Here is a 20,613-nt window from a genome sequence, read left to right as displayed (position 1 = left end):
AACCCGCGTTGAATGGTTTTGGCGACTGCTTCGCAGCCGAACGCAGCCTCGCTGGGGCTCGACAGCTGCTACGGGTGGTACGTGCCTATTTGATCAGCCTTGGAGATACACCGCATGCGTATGGGTGTACTCATACAATCCATGCTTGCCATCCGCACCGCCAATTCCCGATTTACGCACGCCGGCATGGAAGCCTTGCATCGCTTCGAAGTTCTCGCGGTTGACGTAGGTTTCACCAAAATCCAGCTCGCGCATGGCGTGCAGGGTTTTGTTCAGGTCGCGAGTGTAGATTGATGAGGTCAGGCCATAGTCGCAGTCGTTGGCCAGGGCGATGGCTTCGTCGAGATCGTCGATGATCTGGATCGGCAGCACCGGGCCGAAAATCTCTTCGCGCATGATCTCCATGTCGGCGCGGCAACCGGCAAGCACCGTGGGCTGAAAGTGGAAACCGTTCGGCAGGTCAGCGATTTGCCCGCCACTGATCAGGCTTGCGCCCTGGCTCAACGCCGTGCGGACTTTACGATTGACGCTGTCCAGCCCCTGGCGGTTGATCAGTGGTCCCATCTCGACGTCAGGTTGGGCAATCGGGTCGCCATAACGGGTCGCGCTCATGGCCGCCGCAATGCGTTCGATAAATTGATCCGCGACCTTGCGCTCGACGTACACCCGCTCGGCGCAGTTGCACACCTGGCCACTGTTGATGATGCGCGAATCGCGGATGGCTTTGACGGCGAGATCGAGGTCGGCATCGGCCAGCACTATCGCTGGCGCCTTGCCGCCCAACTCCAGATTGAGCTTGGTGATGTTCGGTGCGGCGGCAGCCATGATTCGCGAACCGGTGGCGACGCTGCCGGTGAAGCTGATCATGTCCACGCCTTGGTGCGCGCTCAGTGCCGCGCCAACCTGGCCGTCACCGCAGACCACGTTGAACACGCCGGGCGGCAGATCGGTTTCAGCCACCAATCGGGCGAATTCGAAGCAGTTGTTCGGCGTCTCTTCGCTGGGCTTGATGACGATGGTGTTGCCGGTCAACAGCGCCGGGGCCATCTTGCGGGCGATCAGGAAAAACGGGAAATTCCACGGCAGGATCCCGGCCACCACGCCCAACGGTTTGCGGAACAGGAAGATGTTTTCGTTCTGGCGGTCGCTGGTGATGATTTCGCCTTCGATGCGCCGCGCCCATTCGGCCATGTAGTCGAGGTAGTCGGCGGTGAAGTTGACTTCGACTTCGGCCAGGCCGCTGATCTTGCCTTGTTCCAGCGTAATGGTGCGCGCCAGGTGTGGCGCGTTTTCCCGCAGCTTGGCGGCGATGCGGCGCAAGTAGCCGGCGCGATCATTCGCCGGCTTGCGCGCCCAATCCTTCTGCGCCGCTCGGGCAGCAGAGAGCGCGCGTTCGACGTCGTCGGCGGTCGAGGCCGGGACTTTCGACAACACGGCACCGGTGGCCGGGTTGATCACATCGAGGTGCGCAGCACTGGCCACGAACTGGCCGTTGATGAAGTTTTCGTAAACAGGCACGGACGGCATGGGACGACTCCTTGGCAGATCAATAAGTGCGTGACGGCGCTGGTGTGCTGGCCGGTTCGCGGTAGCGAGCGAGGGTGGCCATGGCGCTCTGGCGCAGCAGGCTGATGTCGATGGCCACGGCGATGAACTGGCAACCCCAGCTCTGGTAGCGACGGGCATCTTCTTCGTTGGGGGAGAGAATTCCGCAGGCCTTGCCCGCTGCGAGCGTGGCGTTCACGGCGTGATGAATCCGCTCCTGAACTTCCGGATGACCAGGATTACCGGCATGGCCCAGGCCAATCGACAAATCCGCTGGGCCGATAAACACCGCATCGACGCCTTCGACGGCGGCAATCGCTTCGACGTTTTCCACGCCGATGCGCGATTCCACCTGCACGATCAGACACAATTGTTCATGGGCGGTATTCAGGTAATCGGGCACACCGTCCCAGCGCGTGGCGCGGGTCAGGCCGCCACCGACACCGCGAATGCCGTGGGGCGGGTAGCGCATGGCACGCACCAGCGCCTGGGCCTGTTCGGCGGTTTCAACCATCGGGATCATCAGCGTCTGCGCGCCGATATCCAGCAGTTGCTTGATCAGGTTGGCGTCGCCATTTACCGCGCGCACGACTGGCGCGGTGGAGTAGGGCGCCACGGCCTGCAACTGCGCGAGTACGCCGGGCACGGTGTTCGGTGCGTGTTCACCGTCGATCAGCATCCAGTCGTAACCGGTGGTGGCGACGATTTCGGCGGCGTAGCCGGTGGCGAACCCGGCCCAGATGCCATATTGGGTCGCCGGTTTTTTCAGTGCGGCTTTGAAAGCGTTGTGCGGCATGTTCATGTCGAGCTCCTGTCTCAGCGGCTGTACGGCCGATGCAGTTGGCATTCCGGGTTGAGCGTCACGCCGAAGCCTGGCTGGTCCAGCTCGGACAGGCGCATGCGGCCATTGACCGGCACCGGTTCGCCGAGCAGTTGCGGATGGAACATCGGCACCACTTCGTCGGCTTTCGGCGCCATCATCAGGAATTCGGCGAACGGGCTGTTATGCCGGGTGGCGACAAAGTGATAGCTGTACACCGACGAGCCGTGGGGAATGACCAGCGCGTTGTGGGCATCGGCCAGGGCCGAGATCTTCACCAGTTCGGTGAGGCCGCCGCACCAGCCGACATCCGGCTGGATGATGTCGCAGCAACCCATTTCCAGCAGCATGCGGAAACCCCAGCGCGTGGCTTCGTGTTCGCCGGTAGTCACCAACATGCCTTTTGGCACGTTGTTGCGCAGGGCCGCGTAGCCCCAGTAATCATCCGGCGGCAGGGCCTCTTCGATCCATTTCAAGCCATGTTCGTGGGCACCGACCGCCAGTTTGGTGGCGTAGTTGAGGTCCAGGCTCATCCAGCAATCGAGCATCAACCAGAAGTCCGGGCCGACGCGTTCGCGCATGGTCGCCAGTTCTTCGAGGTTCTTGCGCAGGCCTTCTTCGCCTTCGGCGGGGCCGTGGTGCAGCGGCATCTTGCCGCCGATGAAACCCATTTTCTGCGCCAGGTCCGGACGGGCGCCGGTGGCGTAGAACTGCAATTCGTCGCGCACCGCACCGCCGAGCAGTTGGTGCACCGGTTCCTGGCGGATCTTGCCGAGCAAGTCCCACAGCGCCAGGTCAACGCCGGAGATCGTGTTGATCACGATACCCTTGCGCCCGTAATACAGGGTCGATTGGTACATCTGATCCCAGATCTTTTCGATGTCGGTGACGCGGGCACCTTCAAGGAAGCGCGCCAGATGTTTCTCGACGATGTAGGCGGCAGGTTCACCGCCGGTGGTCACGGCAAAACCGACCGTGCCATCGCTGGCTTCAATCTCTACCACCAGCGTGCCGAGCACGTTGATGCCGAAGGTGCGGCGACTCTGGCGGTACTCCGGGTATTTGCTCATCGGTGTGGCGATGTGGTCGTCGATCCAGTGGCCGTCGGCCTGGTCGTGATAATCCGCGCCGCCGCCTCGCAGAGTGAAAGCGCGGACGTGTTTGATGGTTGGAATGCCCATGGTGTGATTCCTTTTGTTAAACGGCAATCAGGTTTAAACGGTGGCCGGTTTGTTCGAGGCTTTATGGCCGGGGGCGCGTACGCCCAGCACCAGCAACGCGGCGATGACGGTGGTAGCGGACAGCACGTACAAGCCGGCTGCCGGTGAATGGAAGGCACCTTCGGCCCAGTTCTTCAGCACCGGCGCGATGAAGCCGCCGAGGGCGCCGAACGAGTTGATCAGGGCGATCCCGGCTGCAGCGGCGCTGCCGGCGAGGTAGCTGGAGGGGAAGGTCCAGAACACCGGTTGCACGGCGATGAACCCGGAGGCGGCGAAGCACAGGGCGATGATTCCCAGCAGCGGGTTGCTGAAGGTCACCGAGCAGGCGATCCCGGCAGCGGCCATGAGCAGCGTCAGGCACGCGGTGCGGCGGCGTTCGCCGGTGCGGTCGCTGTAGCCGGGGATCAGGTAGGCGGCGATCAAGGCGCAAATCCATGGAATCGCGGTGACCAGTCCGACCATCAGGCCGACCTTGGTGCCGAGCAGTCCGCCAACCTGGGTCGGCAGGTAGAACACCACGCCATAGACGCTGGCCTGGATCAGCAGGTAAATCAGGCACAGGTACAGCACCGAAGGTTGGCAAATCACGTTCAGCAGGCTGCGGCCGTGGTTCTGTTTATGGCTGTCTTCCTGATCGAGCAGGCTCTGCACTTGCTGGCGTTCCTCGACGGTCAGCCACTTGGCATCGGCCGGGCGATTGTCCAGGTACCAATAGGCCCAGATGCCCACCGCGGTCGCCATCAAACCTTCAACGGCGAACAGCCACTGCCAGCCGTGGAAGCCGGCAAAGCCATCCATTTCCAGCAGCAGGCCAGACAGCGGACTGCCGAAGATGAACGCCAGCGGCGCACCGAAATAGAAAAAACCCATGGCTTTGCCGCGTACGGCGCTGGGGAACCAGTAGGTGAGGTAGAGGATGACGCCGGGGAAGAAACCGGCTTCGGCCACGCCAAGCAAGAAGCGCAGGACGTAGAAGGTGGTTTCGTTGTGGGCGAAGACCATGGCCGCCGAGACGAGGCCCCAGGTGACCATGATCCGGCACATCCACAGACGGGCGCCGACGCGGTGCAGGATCAGGTTGCTAGGGACTTCGAGCAGCGCGTAACCGACGAAGAACACCCCGGCGCCGAAGGCGAAGGCGGCATCGCTGATATTGGTGTCGGCTTGGAAGGCTTGCTTGGCGAACCCGACGTTGGCGCGGTCGAGGAAGGCCATGATGTACATCAGAAGTAGAAACGGCAGCAGCCGCCAGGAAATTTTGGCGAGCAGAGGCGCAGGTAGAGTCTTCATCGCAGTTTTCCTTTGGTAGGGCATTTGTTCTTATGGGGAAGACTGTACGGCCGCTGAGCGATGCGTTACAAATCGAATCTAGCTCACAACTGATACCTTCAGGGTATCGATAAAAAGGCCCGCCATGACCACGCCGACCATCTCTCGTAGCTTGCTCAATCGCTTGCGCTACAAGCATCTGCACATGCTGGTGACACTCAGCACCAGCCAGAACCTGCACCGTGCTTCGCAAAGCCTGAACATGTCACAACCGGCCGCCACCCGCATGCTCCATGAGATTGAAGACATGTTTGGCTGCGACCTGTTCGAACGTTTGCCGCGCGGCATGCGCCCGACGGCGCTGGGCCAGGAGTTGATTCGTTTTGCCGAGTCGGCCCTCAGTGGTCTCGACCGTTGTGCCGAGGACCTGATGGCGCGCCAGCAGGGCGGTTATGGCTACCTGTCGATCGGTACCATCATGGGCGCGGCGCCGGATCTGGTGATGGATTCGATTGCCGAGATCAAGTCGCTTAATCCGCAACTGCGAATTCGCATCATGGGTGACACCAGCGACCAGGTGATCCAGTTGTTGGAGCAGGGCCGCATCGACCTCGCCATCGCCCGGCGCAATGCCGCCACCGACAGCGAGCATTACGTCTTCGAGCAACTGGGCAACGAACGCTTGCTGGTGGTGGTGCACGCCGGTCATCCGCTGGCGCGGCGCAAGAAGCTGGAAATGGCGGAACTGGTCAACGGCTGGCCGTGGATCCTGCAACCGGAAACCAGCCCGGCGCGCATCGGTCTCGATCAAGCCTTGCAGCGCCTGGCCTTGCCGCTGCCGGCGGACATCATCGAATGCAGCTCGGTGTATTCGATGCAGCAGCTGATTCAACTGACCGACGCGATCATGGTCCTGTCGGAAACCGCATTGCGCGACTACCTTAAAATGGGGCTGGTGGTGGCGCTTCCGGTGGAACTGGATGTGCAACTGGCGCCGTTCGGGCTGTTGTTGCGCAAGGGTGAGCACATAAGTCGCGAGCTGGGATTGTTCATCGATCTGCTGCGTCGAAAAGCCGCGGTTTTTTGATTTCCTGGTCAGTTTTTTGTTTTCCGCGAGCGCATAAACCTTTAAAGTTAACCTTTCGGTCAGCTTTGCACTGTCAACACAGCCCCTTGCATCGTCAAAAGGGGCTTCTGCAAGACTCGAGATTCCCAGTACATAACCAGAAGGGCGGACCCCATAACCGCCCAGAGGATGATCCATGTCCAACCGTGATATATCCCGGCGCTCGTTCCTTCAGGGCGGGCTGGTAGCGGGTGTGAGCGTAACGCTCACGCCATTGAGCAGCCAGGCGCTGGCCGCCTTGATGGAAAACAGCGTGACCGTGCCATCCGAGCAATGGCTCGGCAACAACGGCAAGGCGCGCGCCCGTAACGATGCCTTGTCCAAGGTCTGCGGCAGCAAGGTGTTTGCCCGCGACATCCGCGCCAAGGACATGCCGGGCTGGCCGCAACAGCAAGGCCACGCCATGCTGCTGAAAACCATCAAGGCCGATCACCTCTTCGCAGGCATCGACCTGGCCTGGCTTGGCGCCGAGCTGCAGCCGGACCGCATCGTCACGGCCGAAGACCTGGTCAAGGACGGTATCGTGTTCCCTGAAGAGCACGCGCCTGATCCGCTGCTGCCAGCCGGCAAGGTGCCGATGTTCATCGGCCACCCGGTGGCGATCCTGATCTGGAATGACTTCGAACGTTTCCGCAAAGCCAAGGCTCAACTCAAGTTCAACGACAAGGCGATCCGCTACGGCGAGAAAGTGCCGTTCTACGAAGGTGATCCTTACGGCAGCTTCCGCTACGTGCGCGTCGGCGGTGCGACCTCGGCAGACGAAGACGAGTTTGCCAGCCTCAAGGATTCGATCCTGTTCCCGATGCTGAAAAACCGTCGTCCGGTGTGGAACTCCCAGCCCAACCTGCACGGCAACCTGACCGAGCGCGGCCTGTTCTACGCCGAGCGCATGAAGCAGCAGATCGACACGCCGCCGGACAACTGGCTGGTGTTCGATGAGCGCTACAAGACGCCGTCGATCGAACCCGCCGCGATGGAGCCGGACAACGGTAACGGCTGGTACGACCCGGCGACCAAGACCCTGCATTTCGTGGTGGCGACACAGTGCCCACTGGAAACCGCGACCGAGACTGCGAAGATGATCGCGCCGTCGCGTTTTGGCCTGGCCAACCTGAACATGCACCCGGGCTACACCGTCGGCTACGGCTCGAAAGACCACAACATTTTCGTCTACTACGCCGCCCTTGCAGCGTTGTATGGCGCCGGTGTGCCGGTGCGTTTGGCCAACGACCGCTACGAGCAGTTCCAGAGCGGCATCAAGCGTCACCCGTTCGATATCCGCTACCAACTGGCGGTGGACAAGACCGATTACAGCTTCAAGATTTTCCGCGCCGAGATGAGCGTCGACGGTGGCGGCCGGGTCAACTACAGCCCGTCCGTGGCGGCGGTTGGCGCCACGGCGGCGCAGTCGATCTACTACATGCCGCAGAACGATTTGCAGGTGACGGCTTATCACTCCCGCGCCGTTGAAGCCGGGTCGATGCGTGGCTACGGCACCCTGCAAAGCATGGCGTCCACCGAGATGATGGTCGACGAAATCGCCGATCGCCTCGGTGTCGATGCCATCGACCTGCGCCGCAAAAACGCGCTGCGTTCGGGCATGAAAAACACCCAGGGCGCGGTGCCTGCCGGTGCCTTGCGCCTGCACGAGATTCTCGACAAAGCGGCCGTTCACGACACCTGGAAAAACCGCAACGCGATCAAGCAACAACGCGAAGCCGCCGACCCGGATAACTGGTACGGCATCGGTTTCGCCATCTGCCAGAAAGACTTCGGCACCGGTTCCGAAGCGCCGATGGCCAGCATCGAGTTCACCGCCGAAGGCCGCATCAATCTGCGCCACATTGGTATCGAAATCGGCACCGGCATGTCCACATCCCAAGCGATGGTGGTGGCCGATTTCCTCGGTAGCCCTGCGCACGAAGTGAAGACCGGCGAAACCGAATGGAAAGAGTTGCAGCTGATCAGCGGCGGCAACCCGTACATCATGAGCCAGGCCGAGCAGGACAACTTCCTGCGTAATCCGCGTTGGGTCGGCAAGGTCGCTTCGGCCTCCTCCGCGACCAACTCGGCTTACTACTTCAGCCATGCCACCCGTGAAGCGGCGCGCGTGTTGTTCAACCACGGCTTGTGGCCAGCGGCGCTGGAAATCTGGCGACAAGGTCCTTTTGGCGGCCAGGCCAACCCTTACGTGGTGCGCCGTGAAGACGCCCATTGGGTCGACGGCAAGCTCACCGCCAACGGCATGGAGCCATTGCCTTTCGCCGTGCTGGCCAAGCGTGCCCATGAGCGCGGCCTTGTGACTGGCGCGACCGTGCACGGTTTCAACCGCTGGAGCTGGGCCGAGGCCGAGTACAGCATCGACGGCGTGCGTGAGCGTTTGCCACTCGATGGCTTGGCCGTGAAGTACGGCGACGGTGCTCCGAGCGCCAAGAAAGCGCAGATGAACAGCGCCGGTTTCCATCTGCTGGACCGACAGAACATCGCCTACCCGGCGACCCAGTTGAACAACGCGGCGGTGACTTACTACAGCCCGGTCGCGACGCTGGTGGAAGTGAAGGTCAACAAAGGTTCGAACGAAGTGTCGGTGCTCAACCACCATTCGTGGGTCGAGTGCGGTCGGGTGCTGGTGCCGGAACTGGTCAAGGGCCAGCTCGAAGGTGGCATCGCCATGGGCATCGGCCATGCGCTGATGGAAGAAATGCCGTTGTACGAAGGTGGGCCGGGGGAGGGTGACTGGAACTTCAACCGTTACCGTTTGCCGATGGCGCGTCACGTTGCGGTGTGGAAACAGACTGCGGAAATCCTCCCGCCATTGTCGCCGAGTGACCCGTCCAAAGGCATCGCCGAAGTGGTGATGATCCCGGTGGTCGGCGCCATCGGCAACGCCGTGGCTCACGCCATCGGTAAACGTGTTCGCGACCTGCCTATCACTTCTGCACGCATCAAGGAGGCCCTCAATGGCTAACCGTCCGCTTCAACTGACCCTCAACGGTCAATCCGTCGGCCCGGTGGAGATCCCTGATGACCTGCCGATGATCGACTACCTGCACGAATACAAGAACCTCACCGGTTCGCGCCTGGGCTGCGGCCAGGGCATCTGCCACGCCTGCGTGGTGATCGTTGATAACCCGGACGGCACCAGCGAAGAAGTGCGCACCTGCATCACCGGCGCGCACTACTTCGAAGGCAAGAAAGTACGGACCATCGAAGGCCACGCGACCCGCGATGAGCAGGGCAAGGTCACCGAACTGAACCCGATCCAGCAGCGTTTCGTCGACGAATTCGCCTTCCAGTGCAGCTACTGCGCACCGGGTTTCGTCAACGCCGCGACGGTGCTGGTCGAGAAGCTGCAACGCCAGCCCATCGTCAAAAGCCAGCTGGAAAAAGTCATCGAGGACAGCCTCGGTCATCACATCTGCCGTTGCACCGGGTACGTGCGCTACTACAGCGCCACGCGCAACGTGCTGACCGATCTCGGCCTGGTCAAGGAGGGTTAAGCATGAAGCAACTACTTAGCCGTCTGGCATTGACGGTCGGCCTGGCTGCGCCTGTGTTGGCGGCTCATGCCGATGATGCGCAGGTCAAGCAAGGCGAATACCTCGCCCGCGCCGCTGACTGCATGGCCTGCCACACCGCACCGGGTGGCGCGCCGTACGCGGGCGGTCTGCCGATCGTCTCGCCGTTCGGCACGATCTATGGCACCAACATCACCCCGAGCAAAGAGCACGGCATTGGTTTGTACAACGATGACGAATTCTTCGCGGCGTTGACCGCCGGCAAGCGTCGTGATGGCGCGAACCTGTACCCGGCGATGCCCTACACCTCGTATCACCTGATGCCGCGCGCGGACTCCGATGCGATTCACGCGTACCTGAAAACCGTCGCGCCCATCGAACGCCCCGCGCCGGTCACCAGCCTGACTTTTCCGTTCAACGTGCGTCCGGGCCTGATCGGCTGGAACATGATGTACGGCAAAGACGTGAAGCTGGAGTCCGCCGAAGGCAAGAGTGAAGCCTGGAAGCGCGGCCAGTACATGGTCGACGTGCTCGGCCACTGCGGCGAATGCCACACGCCACGCGGCCTGCCTGGCGCGATGCAGATGGACAAGCGCATGACCGGCGGCATCCTCAATGGCTATCTGGCGCCAAGCCTGCTGGCCACTGACCTGGCGGCTCGCGGCTGGAATCATCAGGACCTGAGCTCGTTCCTCAAGCACGGCATGAGCGCCCAGGGCACGATGTTCAACGAGATGTTCCCGGTATTCCACAACAGCACCCAAGGCCTCACCGATCCGGACCTGGCCGCCATGGCGACCTTCCTGCTCGGCGATCAGCCGCCCGCAGCCAAAGTGCTTTCTGACGTGCCGTTGGACAAGCTCAGCGCCAGTGCCCAACGCGGTCGTCAGGATTATCTGAACGTCTGCGCCGGTTGCCACGCAGTGGGTGGCGAAGGCAAACCGCACATCGCCGTGGCCATGCGCGGTAACACGACGCTGCGTCTGGAAGATCCGCGCAACCTCGTACGGGTGATTGACGACGGGATCGGTGAGCAGAAATTCTCCGGGTTCGAGCACATGCAGCCAATGCCGGGTTTCGTCGAGAAACTCAGCGACGCACAGCTCACCGACCTGGTGAATTACCTGCGTCAGGGTTGGGGCGGTCTGCCGGGTGACCTGGCGGTGAGCGAAGTGCAGAAGCTGCGCGCAGATGCGCCGCCGCTTGAGCACAAGGTCCACTGATATGCAGCATCTGGATCTGCAAGTAGTGCGACGGGCGTTGGAGTGGTCCTTGGCTGGCCAGCGTGTCTGGCTGTGCACGGTCCTCGCTACCTACGGCTCGGCCCCTCGCGCGCCGGGTTCGTTGTTGGCGGTGAACGCCGATGGCCAGTGGATCGGTTCGCTGTCGGGCGGCTGTGTCGAAGAAGATTTTCTTGAGCGCGTCGCCGAAGGCGCGTTTGAGGAATCCGTCAGCGTTGTGCGTTACGGCGAAGGCGACGACCCGCGCTCGCGCGTCAGCCTGCCCTGTGGTGGCGTGCTCGATGTGCTGGTGGAGAAGCTTGAATCGGTTTGCGACGTGCAGGCGCATTTGCGAGCGCTGGAGTCGGCGCTGTTGGGCCGACGTCGGTTGATCCGTGAAGTCGATCTGGTCAGCGGTGCGCGCAGTCTGCTCGATGACCGCGAGCAGGGTGTGCGCGTCGAGCGCGAAATCGACCGGGTGCGGCTGCGCATCGGTGCCGCTCAGCGTTTGTTGTTGGCTGGATATTCCAGCGTGGCGCAAGCCTGCGCGGAGTTTGCCGTGGGCCTTGGGTTCGAGGTGATTCTTTGCGATCCACGGGACGATGTGCTGGAAGGCGTCGTGCTCGACAACGTGGAGATTCGTCGCCAACTGCCGTCGGTGTTCATCGCCGATGGCGGCTGCCACAGCGACACGGCCGTGGTGGCGCTGACCCACGACCCGCGCATCGACGATCTGGCGATGATGGAAGCAGTGCGCACCGAAGCGTTCTACATCGGCGTGATGGGCTCCATGCAGACCTCGCAAAAGCGCTTCGAGCGCTTGCGCCGTATCGGTGGTTTGGGCGATGCCGAACTGGCGCGGATTCATGCGCCGATCGGTCTGAACCTGGGCAGCAAGACACCGGCGGAGATTGCCTTGGCGGTGCTGGCGGACATTCTGCGGATCCGCAGCGGTATCCCACGGGATCGACTTTAAGATCAAAAGATCGCAGCCTTCGGCAGCTCCTACACGGATTGCGCATTTCTGTAGGCGCTGCCGAAGGCTGCGATCTTTTGTTTTATCGGTCAGTACCCAAACTTATCCCGCAACCCGTAATACCACGCACCCAACGCCGCAAACGGCGTGCGCAGCAACTGGCCGCCGGGGAACGGGTAGTGGGGCAGGTCGGCAAACGCATCGAAACGCTCGGCTTGGCCGCGCAACGCTTCAGCCAGGACCTTGCCCGCCAGATGCGTGTAAGTCACGCCGTGGCCACTGCATCCCTGGGAGTAGTAGATGTTATCGCCCAGTCGTCCGACTTGCGGCAGACGCGACAACGTCAGCAGGAAATTACCGGTCCAGGCGTAATCGATCTTCACATCCTTGAGCTGCGGGAAAGCCTTGAGCATCTTCGGTCGAATGATTGCTTCGATGTTCGCCGGATCCCGCGCGCCATACACCACGCCACCACCGAAGATCAGGCGTTTGTCGCCCGTCAGACGGTAGTAGTCGAGCAAGTAGTTGCAGTCTTCCACGCAATAATCCTGAGGCAGCAGGCATTTCGCCAACTCGTCGCCCAAAGGCTCGGTGGTGATCACCTGGGTGCCGCAAGGCATCGACTTGGCGGCCAGCTCGGGCACCAGATTGCCCAGATACGCATTGCCCGCCACGATAATAAACTTTGCCCGGACCTTGCCCTGCGGCGTGTGCACCACCGGACTCGCACCGCGCTCGATGCGCACCGCGGGTGACTGCTCATAGATGATGCCGCCCAACGACTCAACCGCTGCGGCTTCACCCAGCGCCAGGTTCAGCGGATGAATGTGGCCACCGCTCATGTCGAGCATGCCGCCGACATACTGATCACAAGCCACCACCTCGCGAATACGCCGCTGATCCAGCAGCTCCAACTGCGTATGGCCGAAACGTTCCCACAGGCGCTTCTGGGACTCGAGGTGACCCATCTGTTTGGCGGTGAGGGCGGCGAACACGCCACCGTCCTTCAATTCGCACTCAATGTTGTACTTGGCGACTCGCTCACGAATGATCCGCCCACCCTCGAACGCCATCTGCCCCAGCAACTGCGCTTGCTTGGGGCCGACACTGCGCTCGATCACGTCGATATCGCGGCTGTAACTGTTAACGATCTGGCCACCGTTGCGCCCGGACGCGCCAAAACCGACTTTGGCAGCTTCCAGCACCGTAACGTTGAAACCGTTCTCCAGCAAAAACAGGGCAGAGGACAGACCCGTGTAACCGGCGCCGATTACACAGACATCAGTCTCAACCTCATCCTGCAACGCCGGACGCGGCGGAACCGCATTGGCTGATGCGGCGTAGTAGGACTCTGGGTAGGGGGTGTTCGCCATCCTGCAGCCTCTGTTTAATATATTTTACGAGTGCATCGATCCTACCCGAGTTAAAAAACCACCGCCAGCCACCGGAAAATCTTCTTCGCAGCAGCAAAATTAAATATTTTGCATATTCATAGGGTTAGCGCGAAAAAAGGTGTTGACACCCCTCCGGAATTCCGTAGAATGCCGCCTCACAGCAGGCACGTAGCTCAGTTGGTTAGAGCACCACCTTGACATGGTGGGGGTCGTTGGTTCGAGTCCAATCGCGCCTACCAAACAAAATCCGCTCTGCTGGGCGGTCTAGAGGGGCTCACCGAAAGGTGAGCCCTTTTTTGTCGTCTGCGATTTGCAAAACTTTTGCAGAACGTCCCACCTCAGAACGCCAATCGGCGCCTACCTCCAGAGTGAACTCCGTGGACCGGTAGATCCAGCCATGTCTGTCGCCGGCGCTGATGCACCTGGTTGGTAATGCGCTTCACGAAGGCCCCTGGAACAGGATGTTGTTCTCGCAGGCGATGAGCCGGGCGCGTTTGGTTTCCATGCTCATGACCCTGGCCGCTTCGATGACTGTGCGTTCGGCTTCGGCGAAGTCTTCACGAGCGGCCTGGGTGCGAATCGACAGCACGCCGAGGGCGTCCCGGCGTTGTTGCAGCAATGGCTGCATATGCATGGCTGATCCCTAGGGTTTGATGTAACTCACCAGTGAATCATTGAACCGACTCACGGTCTTATCGCGGACTTTAGCTTTTAGGACGTTCAAATGAAGCGTGTAGTAATAATGTTCATGGCCATTTCAGGCTCTCTCCTGCTGGCAGGTTGCGGGCCTCACTGGCACGACGGAGATAGGTACGGTCGTGATCGAGGTTATGATCATGATCGTGGCTACGACCGAGGGCATGACGATGATCGAGAGCACTACCGCAGACATGATCGTCGCTACGATGATCACGGGTATGAGCGCAATCGCGATCGTGATGACGATAGAGACGACTAACTCGCTCTGATCCTACTATCCCTCCACCAAGTCTGATCTGTGAAAACCCCAGGCCAGCATCGCTTACCCTTCTTGGCTGCAGCGGCTTTTGGCTAACGTCCGCATCGGGGTGGTTCAGTTGTCATCCCGCTGCCCACTCAGTGAAGGGGCAGAAGGTTGAGTCAGGGCTTTTTGATCAGTGGCCAGATCAGCAGCAAGATCAGCAACACGTCTCAGCGAGCGTGCCTGCACGCCGAATGCAAATCATTTTCACTGAAGGTTGAACTATCCCCGCTGAGCCAAATCCAACCAGAACAGTTGGCTCAGGCGACTGTTCTGGGTCATGAGGCAGGAGATGATGGATGGGGAGGCGAACGATGATGCGGTTTTTTGCGGCTTATTTGTCCATTTGCCTTCTGCTTCAATGGACTGTGGTTGAAGCCTCGCCCTGGATTGCCACGCATGTACTTCTGAGATGGATCCTGTAAAGCAGTGCTCAAGCCTGAGTCGGCACTGCACCTGATCTAAAGGAGTCGTCTATGATCTCCGACCAAGCGAACGAGCAGTCATCGGTAAACAAGGCTGTCTGGGATCAATATTTTTGCGCTGCGTTGATTGCCGAGAGCAATCTGACGGCACCTGTTGTCGGTGGAGCTACGCACGACGACAGGCAGAATCTGTTGATCGAAAGGGCAAAGGCCCTCGCCGATAAAATGATGGAAAACAGAAAGTGACCAGAGCCCAGCCATTGCGCTGGGCTCTTCGTATTTGGTGTTTACAGTCTGATTCAGGCAATCAGTTCGACTTCGCCGTTCGCCAGGCGATCGATGCCGCCGACTATTTTCAGTTTTCTCTTTGCGAGTGCAATCCATTGATTGATGGGCTACTACTGACAGGTTGATTCAACTCGTCCTGACAGGAGTTTCTCGATGCTGATTCACTGGTTTCTTGCGGCAGTTCATCTTCTAGTGGTTGTGCTGGGGTTCTGGGCGGTATTGGTGCGCGGTACTAACTTTCGACGTTTGGCGGCTGGCACGGGCGAAGTTCGTAGCGTGTTGATCGCGGATAACCTTTGGGGGATTTCGGCGCTCATTTTGTTGGTAACCGGCGGGATGCGAGCGTTTGGCGGATTTGAAAAGGGTACGGATTACTACCTGCAACAGCCGTTGTTCCATTTGAAGATGACGCTGTTTGTGCTGATTCTGCTACTGGAAGTGGCGCCCATGGTGACGCTGATCAAATGGCGGATAGCGCTCGCACGCGGCACGGCTATCGACACAGGGCGAGCGAAGCTGTTTGCACGCATCAGTCATGTTGAAGGGTTGTTGATGCTGCTGATGGTCATCGCGGCCACTGGCATGGCGCGTGGCGTGACGTTTGGATAGCGAGTGCACTTCAAGAAGTGTAGAGACGGGTGAGCGAACGGCGGTGCGGTGCGAGAATCTTTAGCCAGCCGTCGTTCCGGGGAGTGAACGGGCTGGCTACTGACTGCAGCAGGATTCAGGGAGTCTGCGGTTTGTCCGGAGCGGTCAGGCCAGCCTGAATGCGCTGATAAATCTCTTCGCGATGCACCGCAACGTCTTTCGGGGCGTTGATGCCAATTCTGACTTGTTGGCCGCTTACGCCGAGGATGGTGATCGTAATGTCGTCACCAATGTTTATGCTTTCACCGACTTTGCGGGTGAGTATCAGCATGGTCTTCTCCTTGATTGCTTTCTGGGGCACCTGATTCGGACAGTGCAGAGGTCGGTGGTATGTATAGATTAGTGCGAAGTCTCACGGTTTGGGTGCCTCTTTCTGACGCGCAGATGCAGCATTAATTCCCAAGGTGTAACTATACAGAGGCCGCAACCATCATTCTCGTTGTTTTGAGCCCATTTTGCGGCACTCGAGAAGTATTCATGAGTGTTAAAATCCGTGCTTTCAGCATTCAGAGGGAAACGCAGTGCGCAAAATGGTCTTGGTGATTGCAGTATTGGCGCTGGCGGGATGCGGTGAAGGCAAGCAGGTCGATGCGCCAAAGCCGCAGGTGACAGCGGCGGCCGCCCCGACGCAGGTGTCTGGGCCACAGTGGGATCTGGAAGTGCGAGGCGAGACGCCGCAAGCGGTCAGCGACCTCAGCGGCTGGCTGATCGAGCACAGCTTCATGTCCAACGTCATCCGCGAAAATGGCAAGACCCGGATTCTGATGGGGCCTTACAGCTCGAAGGCTGAAGCCGATGCCAAGCAGGCGCAAGTGAACGCCGCGCTGGTCAAGGCGAAGAAGCAGAACATTGAAGTGCTGGTTCTCGAACGCCCGGCAGTTCAGTAACGCCGCTACAACAAAGTCAGCGGCAAGAAACGAAAAAGGCCTCGGATGTGGAATCCGAGGCCTTTTTTGTTGTTCGGAAAACCCTTAACCGCAGGCTTTCATGTTTACCGGGCCGACAAATTCATTGCCGCGCCCCATCACGCACGCCACGCTTTGATTACGCTGACGCTCCCAGGCCTGGACCGGATAGGTTTTGTCCCAGGCCTCGTACAATTGTCGATCCTGTTTCGACAGGCGCAAACCGTACTGCTTGCTCATGTAGAAGTAAGTCCGGGCGATCATCCCGCGAATGGACGGGCGTGGCATGACCTTCTTCGCCTTGAAATCAACCTGGGTCAGGCACGAGCCATATTGTCCCGATTGCTCCGGCAGCCAGCCGAAGCTGAAGTTGCTGCGGTCGCCATTGACCTCGCCGATGCTTGGCACCAGGTTGTGCAGGTCGGCCTCGGCTTTTTGATACGTGGGGTCGTAGCGTGTGCAGTTCTTGCGACCGCCTTCCTGCCAGCACTGGCGCTGATGGCCAATTTGCCAGGCCGGCACAATGTGTTCCCACTCGATACGCGACGCCCGCTTGGCGTTTTTGCGCGGCACATACCCGCAGGCGGCCAGGTTCACGCGGTTGCCCGTGTATTTGCAGCCGCAATAAAACTCGGTGGACTGCGGCGCATACAGCTTCCAGGCGACTTTCTTGGCTTCGTTGAAGGTGCGTGGCGCATCGGCCTGGGCGCCCATGGCGAACAACAGAAACAGCAAAGCAAAACAACGGACACTCATTGACTCAGTCTTCCTTCGGCACAACCCAGAAAATCTGCACACCGCCGTCATCGCGATAGGCGAGGGTGACGTTGTCGTTTTCATCGATTTCTTCGAGCAATTGCTCCCACTCATCCACGGGTTCATCCGGAAGACGGAAGATCAGCGCAGCCTTGGCTTTTTGAGCGGTGGGGGAGTTGATGATTTTCTGAACGCGCGTGCCCATGCGTACATAGGAGTCAGGTGAGGCAGAGGTGGTGTCCACGGGATTATCCTTATTAAGCTGTACGTGCATACAGTATTTAACTGTAGGCAATTTCGCAACTGCTTAAAATTCAAGAAAATCCTCTGACAGCGGTTTGTCCCATTTGGTGTAGGACGAACGGATATTTTTTTGTCAGGCGAAAGACGTGAGCCACTCGCCAAGGCTGGCGAGTGGTGAAAGCGGTGCCCGACCGGATTCGGTCGGGGCGAGGGCGAATCAATATTCCCAGAACATCCGCTGCAGCTCTTTGCTGTCGTTGGTCTTGGTCAGCGCGACCATCGCCAGGATGCGGGCCTTTTGTGGGTTCAGGTCATGTGCCACGACCCAGTCGTACTTGTCGTCAGGCTGTTCAGCGTTGCGCAGGACAAAGCCACCGGCGTTGACGTGGGAAGAACGGATGATTTGCACGCCATCCTTGCGCAGGGCTTGCAGGCTAGGCACGACTCGCGAAGAGACCGAACCGTTGCCGGTGCCGGCGTGAATGATGGCTTTGGCGCCCGATTGAGCCAGCGCCTTGTAGGCGGTATCGCTGACGTTGCCGTAGGAGTAGGCGATTTCGACATCAGGCAGGCTCTTGATGTTTTTGATGTCGAATTCCGAATCCATGGTGTGGCGCTTGGCTGGCAGGCGGAACCAGTAGGATTTGCCCTCGACCACCATCCCGAGTGGACCCCAGGCGCTTTTAAACGCTTCGGTCTTGATGTTGATCATCTTGCTGACATCACGACCCGACTGGATTTCATCGTTCATGGTCACCAGCACGCCTTTGCCGCGCGCTTCTTTGCTGCTGGCCACTGCCACTGCGTTGTACAGGTTCAGCATGCCGTCGGCCGACATTGCAGTGCCCGGACGCATGGAGCCGACGACGATGATCGGCTTGTCAGTCTTTTCCACCAGGTTCAGGAAGTAGGCGGTTTCTTCCAGGGTGTCGGTGCCGTGGGTGATCACGATGCCGTCGACGTCTGCGCTATCGGCCAGTTCGGCGACGCGGCGGCCCAGTTGCAGCAGGTTTTCGTTGGTGATGCTCTCGGACGCGATCTGCATCACTTGCTCGCCGCGAACGTTGGCCACTTGGCTCAGTTCCGGAACGCCGGCGATCAATTTGTCGATACCGACTTTCGCGGCTTGATACGTCGCGCTGTTGGCGGCGCTGGCGCCCGCGCCGGCAATGGTGCCGCCGGTGGCCAGAATCACCACATTGGCCAGTTTCTGTTGGGTTTGAGCTTCTTTCGCCTGAAGGGCGGTAGGCAGGAGAAGGAGGAGGGCCAAGGCGCCCGGAACAAAGGTCTTGAAAGCAGATGTCATTATTTTTCTCTCTAGTAGTGACGGTGCTGATGCAGTTCATCTAGATGCGCCCCCAGCGGATCTGAACGCGGGGGTTCTTGAGAGGAGCAGAATCTGTACCAATCACACTTTGTATTGAGAAAATCTCACAAGTGACTGATTTTTTTAAGTATTTAAACGAGATTTCAACACCTTTGAGTTTGCAGACGTCCGGGATTCCGACTGATTTCCGATTTTCCGTTCGGCTGTCCGAAAATTTGTTTGAGCCTTGGTCCTCGGCGCGCGCTAAAGAAAGCGCTGCGCAGGCCGATTGTTCTTGGAGGAATCACTTTTTCAGGGAGTTCACATGTCGTTGTCCGTCGGTTTTCCAAGTGCGTCCGTGATCAATATCGGTGGCAAAGCGCCGTCGACTGTCGAGGCATTGAGCGACGCGTCGGCTGAAACTTCAACGCAGCGCCTGGGCCTGGAAGGGGATGACAAAAAGACTGTGAGCCTCGGTGGCGGCACCCAGGGAAGCGAAAAAGCTGAAAGCGCTGGCAGCCAGCAAAGTATTGCGGTGCAGATGTTGCTCAAGCGCATGCAGGAGTTGCAGCAGCAACTACGCGAGCAACAACAGCAATTGGCGGCCACGCAGGCCGCGTCGTTCCAGTCGGCAGAGGCCAAGGCCACGGCGGTCATGTCAATTCAGGCGCAAATTGCCGATACGTCTGCCGCGCTGATGCAAGTGGCGGCCGCGTTGGCCAAAGAGCTGACAGGTTCCGGAAACGTGGTCAGTACCACGGCGTGAAATTCGCTTGTAACAGCGTTTTCTCATCATTGACAAATCTCAACAAGATTCGCATAGTCCGGTCTACGCAAACGTTTGCGCGGCTCTGCTGACGGGTAAAACCCATCAGCCAAGGCCATGCAGCTTACGCCAGCGCAAGCGTTGCTCACAATAATCATAAGATCGGAGTGAACCCATGAAGCTGCCATTCGCTGGACGTCTTCTCGCTGTCGCAATGCTGGCTGCCGTATCTGCCGCACTGCCTGTCTCTTCGGCGTTCGCCGAAACACCTGAAAAACCAAAAGTCGCCCTGGTCATGAAATCCCTGGCCAACGAATTCTTCCTGACCATGGAAGACGGCGCCAAGGCCTACCAGAAAGAACACGCCAGTGAATTCGACCTGATTTCCAACGGGATCAAGGACGAAACCGATACCGCTGGCCAGACTCGCATCGTCGAGCAAATGATCCTCGCCAAAGTCAACGCGCTGGTGATTGCCCCGGCAGATTCCAAGGCCATGGTTCCGGTGATCAAGAAAGCGGTCGATGCCGGTATCACCGTGATCAACATCGACAATCAGCTCGATCCGGCGGTGGTCAAAAGCAAGAACATCAACGTTCCGTTCGTAGGCCCGGACAACCGCAAAGGCGCGCGACTGGTGGGCGAGTACCTGGCCAAGCAGCTCAAGGCCGGTGACGAAGTCGGCATCATCGAAGGTGTGTCCACCACTACCAACGCCCAGGCCCGCACCGCAGGTTTCAAGGATGCGATGGAAGCGGCGCAGATCAAGGTTGTGTCGGTCCAGTCCGGTGACTGGGAAATCGATAAGGGCAACAAAGTCGCTGCCTCCATCCTCAGCGAATACCCGAATACCAAAGCCCTGCTGGCCGGTAACGACAGCATGGCGGTCGGCGTTGTGTCTGCCGTGCGTGCCGCCGGCAAGGCTGGCAAGGTTCAAGTGGTTGGTTACGACAACATCAACGCCATCAAGCCGATGCTCGCAGACGGTCGCGTGCTCGCCACGGCTGACCAGTTTGCTGCCAAGCAAGCCGTGTTCGGCATCGAGACCGCACTGAAGATCATCAAGGGCGAGAAAGTCGACAGTGGCGCCAACGGCGTGATCGAGACGCCGGTAGAGCTGGTTACCAAAAAGTAGTCTTCTGGCGACACAACGGTGCTCGCCCGCCTGGGCGAGCGCATGGAGAGTTT

Annotated in this window: 20 protein-coding genes and 1 tRNA gene; 11 read left to right on the top strand and 10 right to left on the bottom strand. The window is 59.5% G+C overall.

Annotation, left to right across the window (positions count from 1 at the left end; translation table 11 throughout):
- Nucleotides 1-93 precede the first annotated feature (93 nt).
- From aldA to KVG88_RS23125, 4 genes are read right to left on the bottom strand one after another with little or no spacing between them, the layout of a single operon-like run.
- Nucleotides 94-1,527 (bottom strand): aldehyde dehydrogenase, encoded by a 1,434-nt coding sequence (gene aldA, locus KVG88_RS23140; RefSeq protein WP_150705504.1) that lies wholly within the window; start codon nucleotides 1,525-1,527, stop codon nucleotides 94-96.
- 19 nt (nucleotides 1,528-1,546) lie between these two features.
- Nucleotides 1,547-2,347, bottom strand: a complete 801-nt coding sequence (locus KVG88_RS23135) for an aldolase/citrate lyase family protein (protein WP_217872855.1) — start codon at nucleotides 2,345-2,347, stop codon at nucleotides 1,547-1,549.
- A gap of 14 nt (nucleotides 2,348-2,361) precedes the next feature.
- Nucleotides 2,362-3,546, bottom strand: coding sequence for an L-rhamnonate dehydratase (gene rhmD / locus KVG88_RS23130; protein ID WP_056853692.1), 1,185 nt, complete (start codon nucleotides 3,544-3,546; stop codon nucleotides 2,362-2,364).
- Nucleotides 3,547-3,579: 33 nt separating this feature from the next.
- Nucleotides 3,580-4,875, bottom strand: coding sequence for an MFS transporter (locus tag KVG88_RS23125; protein ID WP_150705502.1), 1,296 nt, complete (start codon nucleotides 4,873-4,875; stop codon nucleotides 3,580-3,582).
- A gap of 124 nt (nucleotides 4,876-4,999) precedes the next feature.
- Here KVG88_RS23125 and KVG88_RS23120 point away from each other — a divergent pair, with 124 nt between their 5' ends.
- From KVG88_RS23120 to KVG88_RS23100, 5 genes are all read left to right on the top strand, one after another.
- The gene (locus KVG88_RS23120) at nucleotides 5,000-5,941 is read left to right on the top strand and encodes a LysR family transcriptional regulator (protein ID WP_150705501.1); all 942 of its coding nucleotides are present in this window, start codon (nucleotides 5,000-5,002) and stop codon (nucleotides 5,939-5,941) included.
- 175 nt (nucleotides 5,942-6,116) lie between these two features.
- Complete coding sequence (locus tag KVG88_RS23115; protein WP_217872854.1) at nucleotides 6,117-8,948, top strand: xanthine dehydrogenase family protein molybdopterin-binding subunit; 2,832 nt, start codon at nucleotides 6,117-6,119, stop codon at nucleotides 8,946-8,948.
- Nucleotides 8,941-9,480, top strand: a complete 540-nt coding sequence (locus KVG88_RS23110) for a (2Fe-2S)-binding protein (protein ID WP_150705499.1) — start codon at nucleotides 8,941-8,943, stop codon at nucleotides 9,478-9,480. The genes KVG88_RS23115 and KVG88_RS23110 overlap by 8 nt, the downstream gene beginning before the upstream one ends.
- A 2-nt stretch (nucleotides 9,481-9,482) precedes the next feature.
- The gene (locus KVG88_RS23105; protein ID WP_217872853.1) at nucleotides 9,483-10,721 is read left to right on the top strand and encodes a c-type cytochrome; all 1,239 of its coding nucleotides are present in this window, start codon (nucleotides 9,483-9,485) and stop codon (nucleotides 10,719-10,721) included.
- Nucleotide 10,722: 1 nt separating this feature from the next.
- Complete coding sequence (locus tag KVG88_RS23100; RefSeq protein ID WP_217872852.1) at nucleotides 10,723-11,694, top strand: XdhC family protein; 972 nt, start codon at nucleotides 10,723-10,725, stop codon at nucleotides 11,692-11,694.
- Between the two features lie 89 nt (nucleotides 11,695-11,783).
- Here KVG88_RS23100 and KVG88_RS23095 read toward each other — a convergent pair whose 3' ends face one another.
- Nucleotides 11,784-13,067: an NAD(P)/FAD-dependent oxidoreductase gene (locus tag KVG88_RS23095; protein WP_217872851.1), complete on the bottom strand. Its 1,284-nt coding sequence runs from the start codon at nucleotides 13,065-13,067 to the stop codon at nucleotides 11,784-11,786.
- A gap of 183 nt (nucleotides 13,068-13,250) precedes the next feature.
- Here KVG88_RS23095 and KVG88_RS23090 point away from each other — a divergent pair.
- Nucleotides 13,251-13,327, top strand: a tRNA-Val gene (locus KVG88_RS23090).
- Between the two features lie 200 nt (nucleotides 13,328-13,527).
- On the opposite strand, the gene KVG88_RS23085 is transcribed toward KVG88_RS23090, so the two are convergent.
- A complete protein-coding gene (locus tag KVG88_RS23085; RefSeq protein ID WP_217872850.1) occupies nucleotides 13,528-13,722 on the bottom strand; it encodes a hypothetical protein in 195 nt (64 codons plus the stop codon).
- 842 nt (nucleotides 13,723-14,564) lie between these two features.
- Between KVG88_RS23085 and KVG88_RS23080 the strand changes: the two genes are divergently transcribed.
- Entirely contained in the window at nucleotides 14,565-14,759 is a 195-nt protein-coding gene (locus KVG88_RS23080; protein ID WP_217872849.1) for a hypothetical protein, read from the top strand.
- A 195-nt stretch (nucleotides 14,760-14,954) separates the two neighbouring features.
- On the top strand, nucleotides 14,955-15,410 hold the full coding sequence (locus tag KVG88_RS23075; protein WP_150705177.1) for a DUF2214 family protein: 456 nt from the start codon (nucleotides 14,955-14,957) through the stop codon (nucleotides 15,408-15,410).
- A gap of 115 nt (nucleotides 15,411-15,525) precedes the next feature.
- On the opposite strand, the gene csrA is transcribed toward KVG88_RS23075, so the two are convergent.
- Nucleotides 15,526-15,720, bottom strand: a complete 195-nt coding sequence (csrA, locus tag KVG88_RS23070; protein WP_007938114.1) for a carbon storage regulator CsrA — start codon at nucleotides 15,718-15,720, stop codon at nucleotides 15,526-15,528.
- A gap of 250 nt (nucleotides 15,721-15,970) precedes the next feature.
- On the opposite strand from csrA, the gene KVG88_RS23065 reads away from it, so the two are divergent.
- Nucleotides 15,971-16,336 (top strand): SPOR domain-containing protein, encoded by a 366-nt coding sequence (locus tag KVG88_RS23065; RefSeq protein WP_217872848.1) that lies wholly within the window; start codon nucleotides 15,971-15,973, stop codon nucleotides 16,334-16,336.
- An 84-nt stretch (nucleotides 16,337-16,420) separates the two neighbouring features.
- Here the strand turns inward: KVG88_RS23065 and KVG88_RS23060 are convergent, their stop codons facing one another.
- From KVG88_RS23060 to KVG88_RS23050, 3 genes are all read right to left on the bottom strand, one after another.
- Nucleotides 16,421-17,110 (bottom strand): endonuclease, encoded by a 690-nt coding sequence (locus tag KVG88_RS23060; protein ID WP_217872847.1) that lies wholly within the window; start codon nucleotides 17,108-17,110, stop codon nucleotides 16,421-16,423.
- A gap of 4 nt (nucleotides 17,111-17,114) precedes the next feature.
- Entirely contained in the window at nucleotides 17,115-17,384 is a 270-nt protein-coding gene (locus KVG88_RS23055) for a DUF1654 domain-containing protein (RefSeq protein ID WP_191630573.1), read from the bottom strand.
- 186 nt (nucleotides 17,385-17,570) lie between these two features.
- On the bottom strand, nucleotides 17,571-18,659 hold the full coding sequence (locus KVG88_RS23050; RefSeq protein WP_217872846.1) for an asparaginase: 1,089 nt from the start codon (nucleotides 18,657-18,659) through the stop codon (nucleotides 17,571-17,573).
- Between the two features lie 325 nt (nucleotides 18,660-18,984).
- On the opposite strand from KVG88_RS23050, the gene KVG88_RS23045 reads away from it, so the two are divergent.
- Nucleotides 18,985-19,425, top strand: a complete 441-nt coding sequence (locus KVG88_RS23045; RefSeq protein ID WP_150705182.1) for a hypothetical protein — start codon at nucleotides 18,985-18,987, stop codon at nucleotides 19,423-19,425.
- Between the two features lie 175 nt (nucleotides 19,426-19,600).
- Nucleotides 19,601-20,560 carry a sugar ABC transporter substrate-binding protein gene (locus KVG88_RS23040; protein ID WP_150705183.1) on the top strand — a complete coding sequence of 320 codons (960 nt, stop codon included), beginning with the start codon at nucleotides 19,601-19,603 and terminating at the stop codon, nucleotides 20,558-20,560.
- Nucleotides 20,561-20,613 lie beyond the last annotated feature (53 nt).

Source organism: Pseudomonas azerbaijanoccidentalis (assembly GCF_019145495.1).
Classification (GTDB): Bacteria; Pseudomonadota; Gammaproteobacteria; order Pseudomonadales; family Pseudomonadaceae; genus Aquipseudomonas; species Aquipseudomonas azerbaijanoccidentalis.
This window is presented reverse-complemented; position numbering and strand designations above follow the sequence as displayed.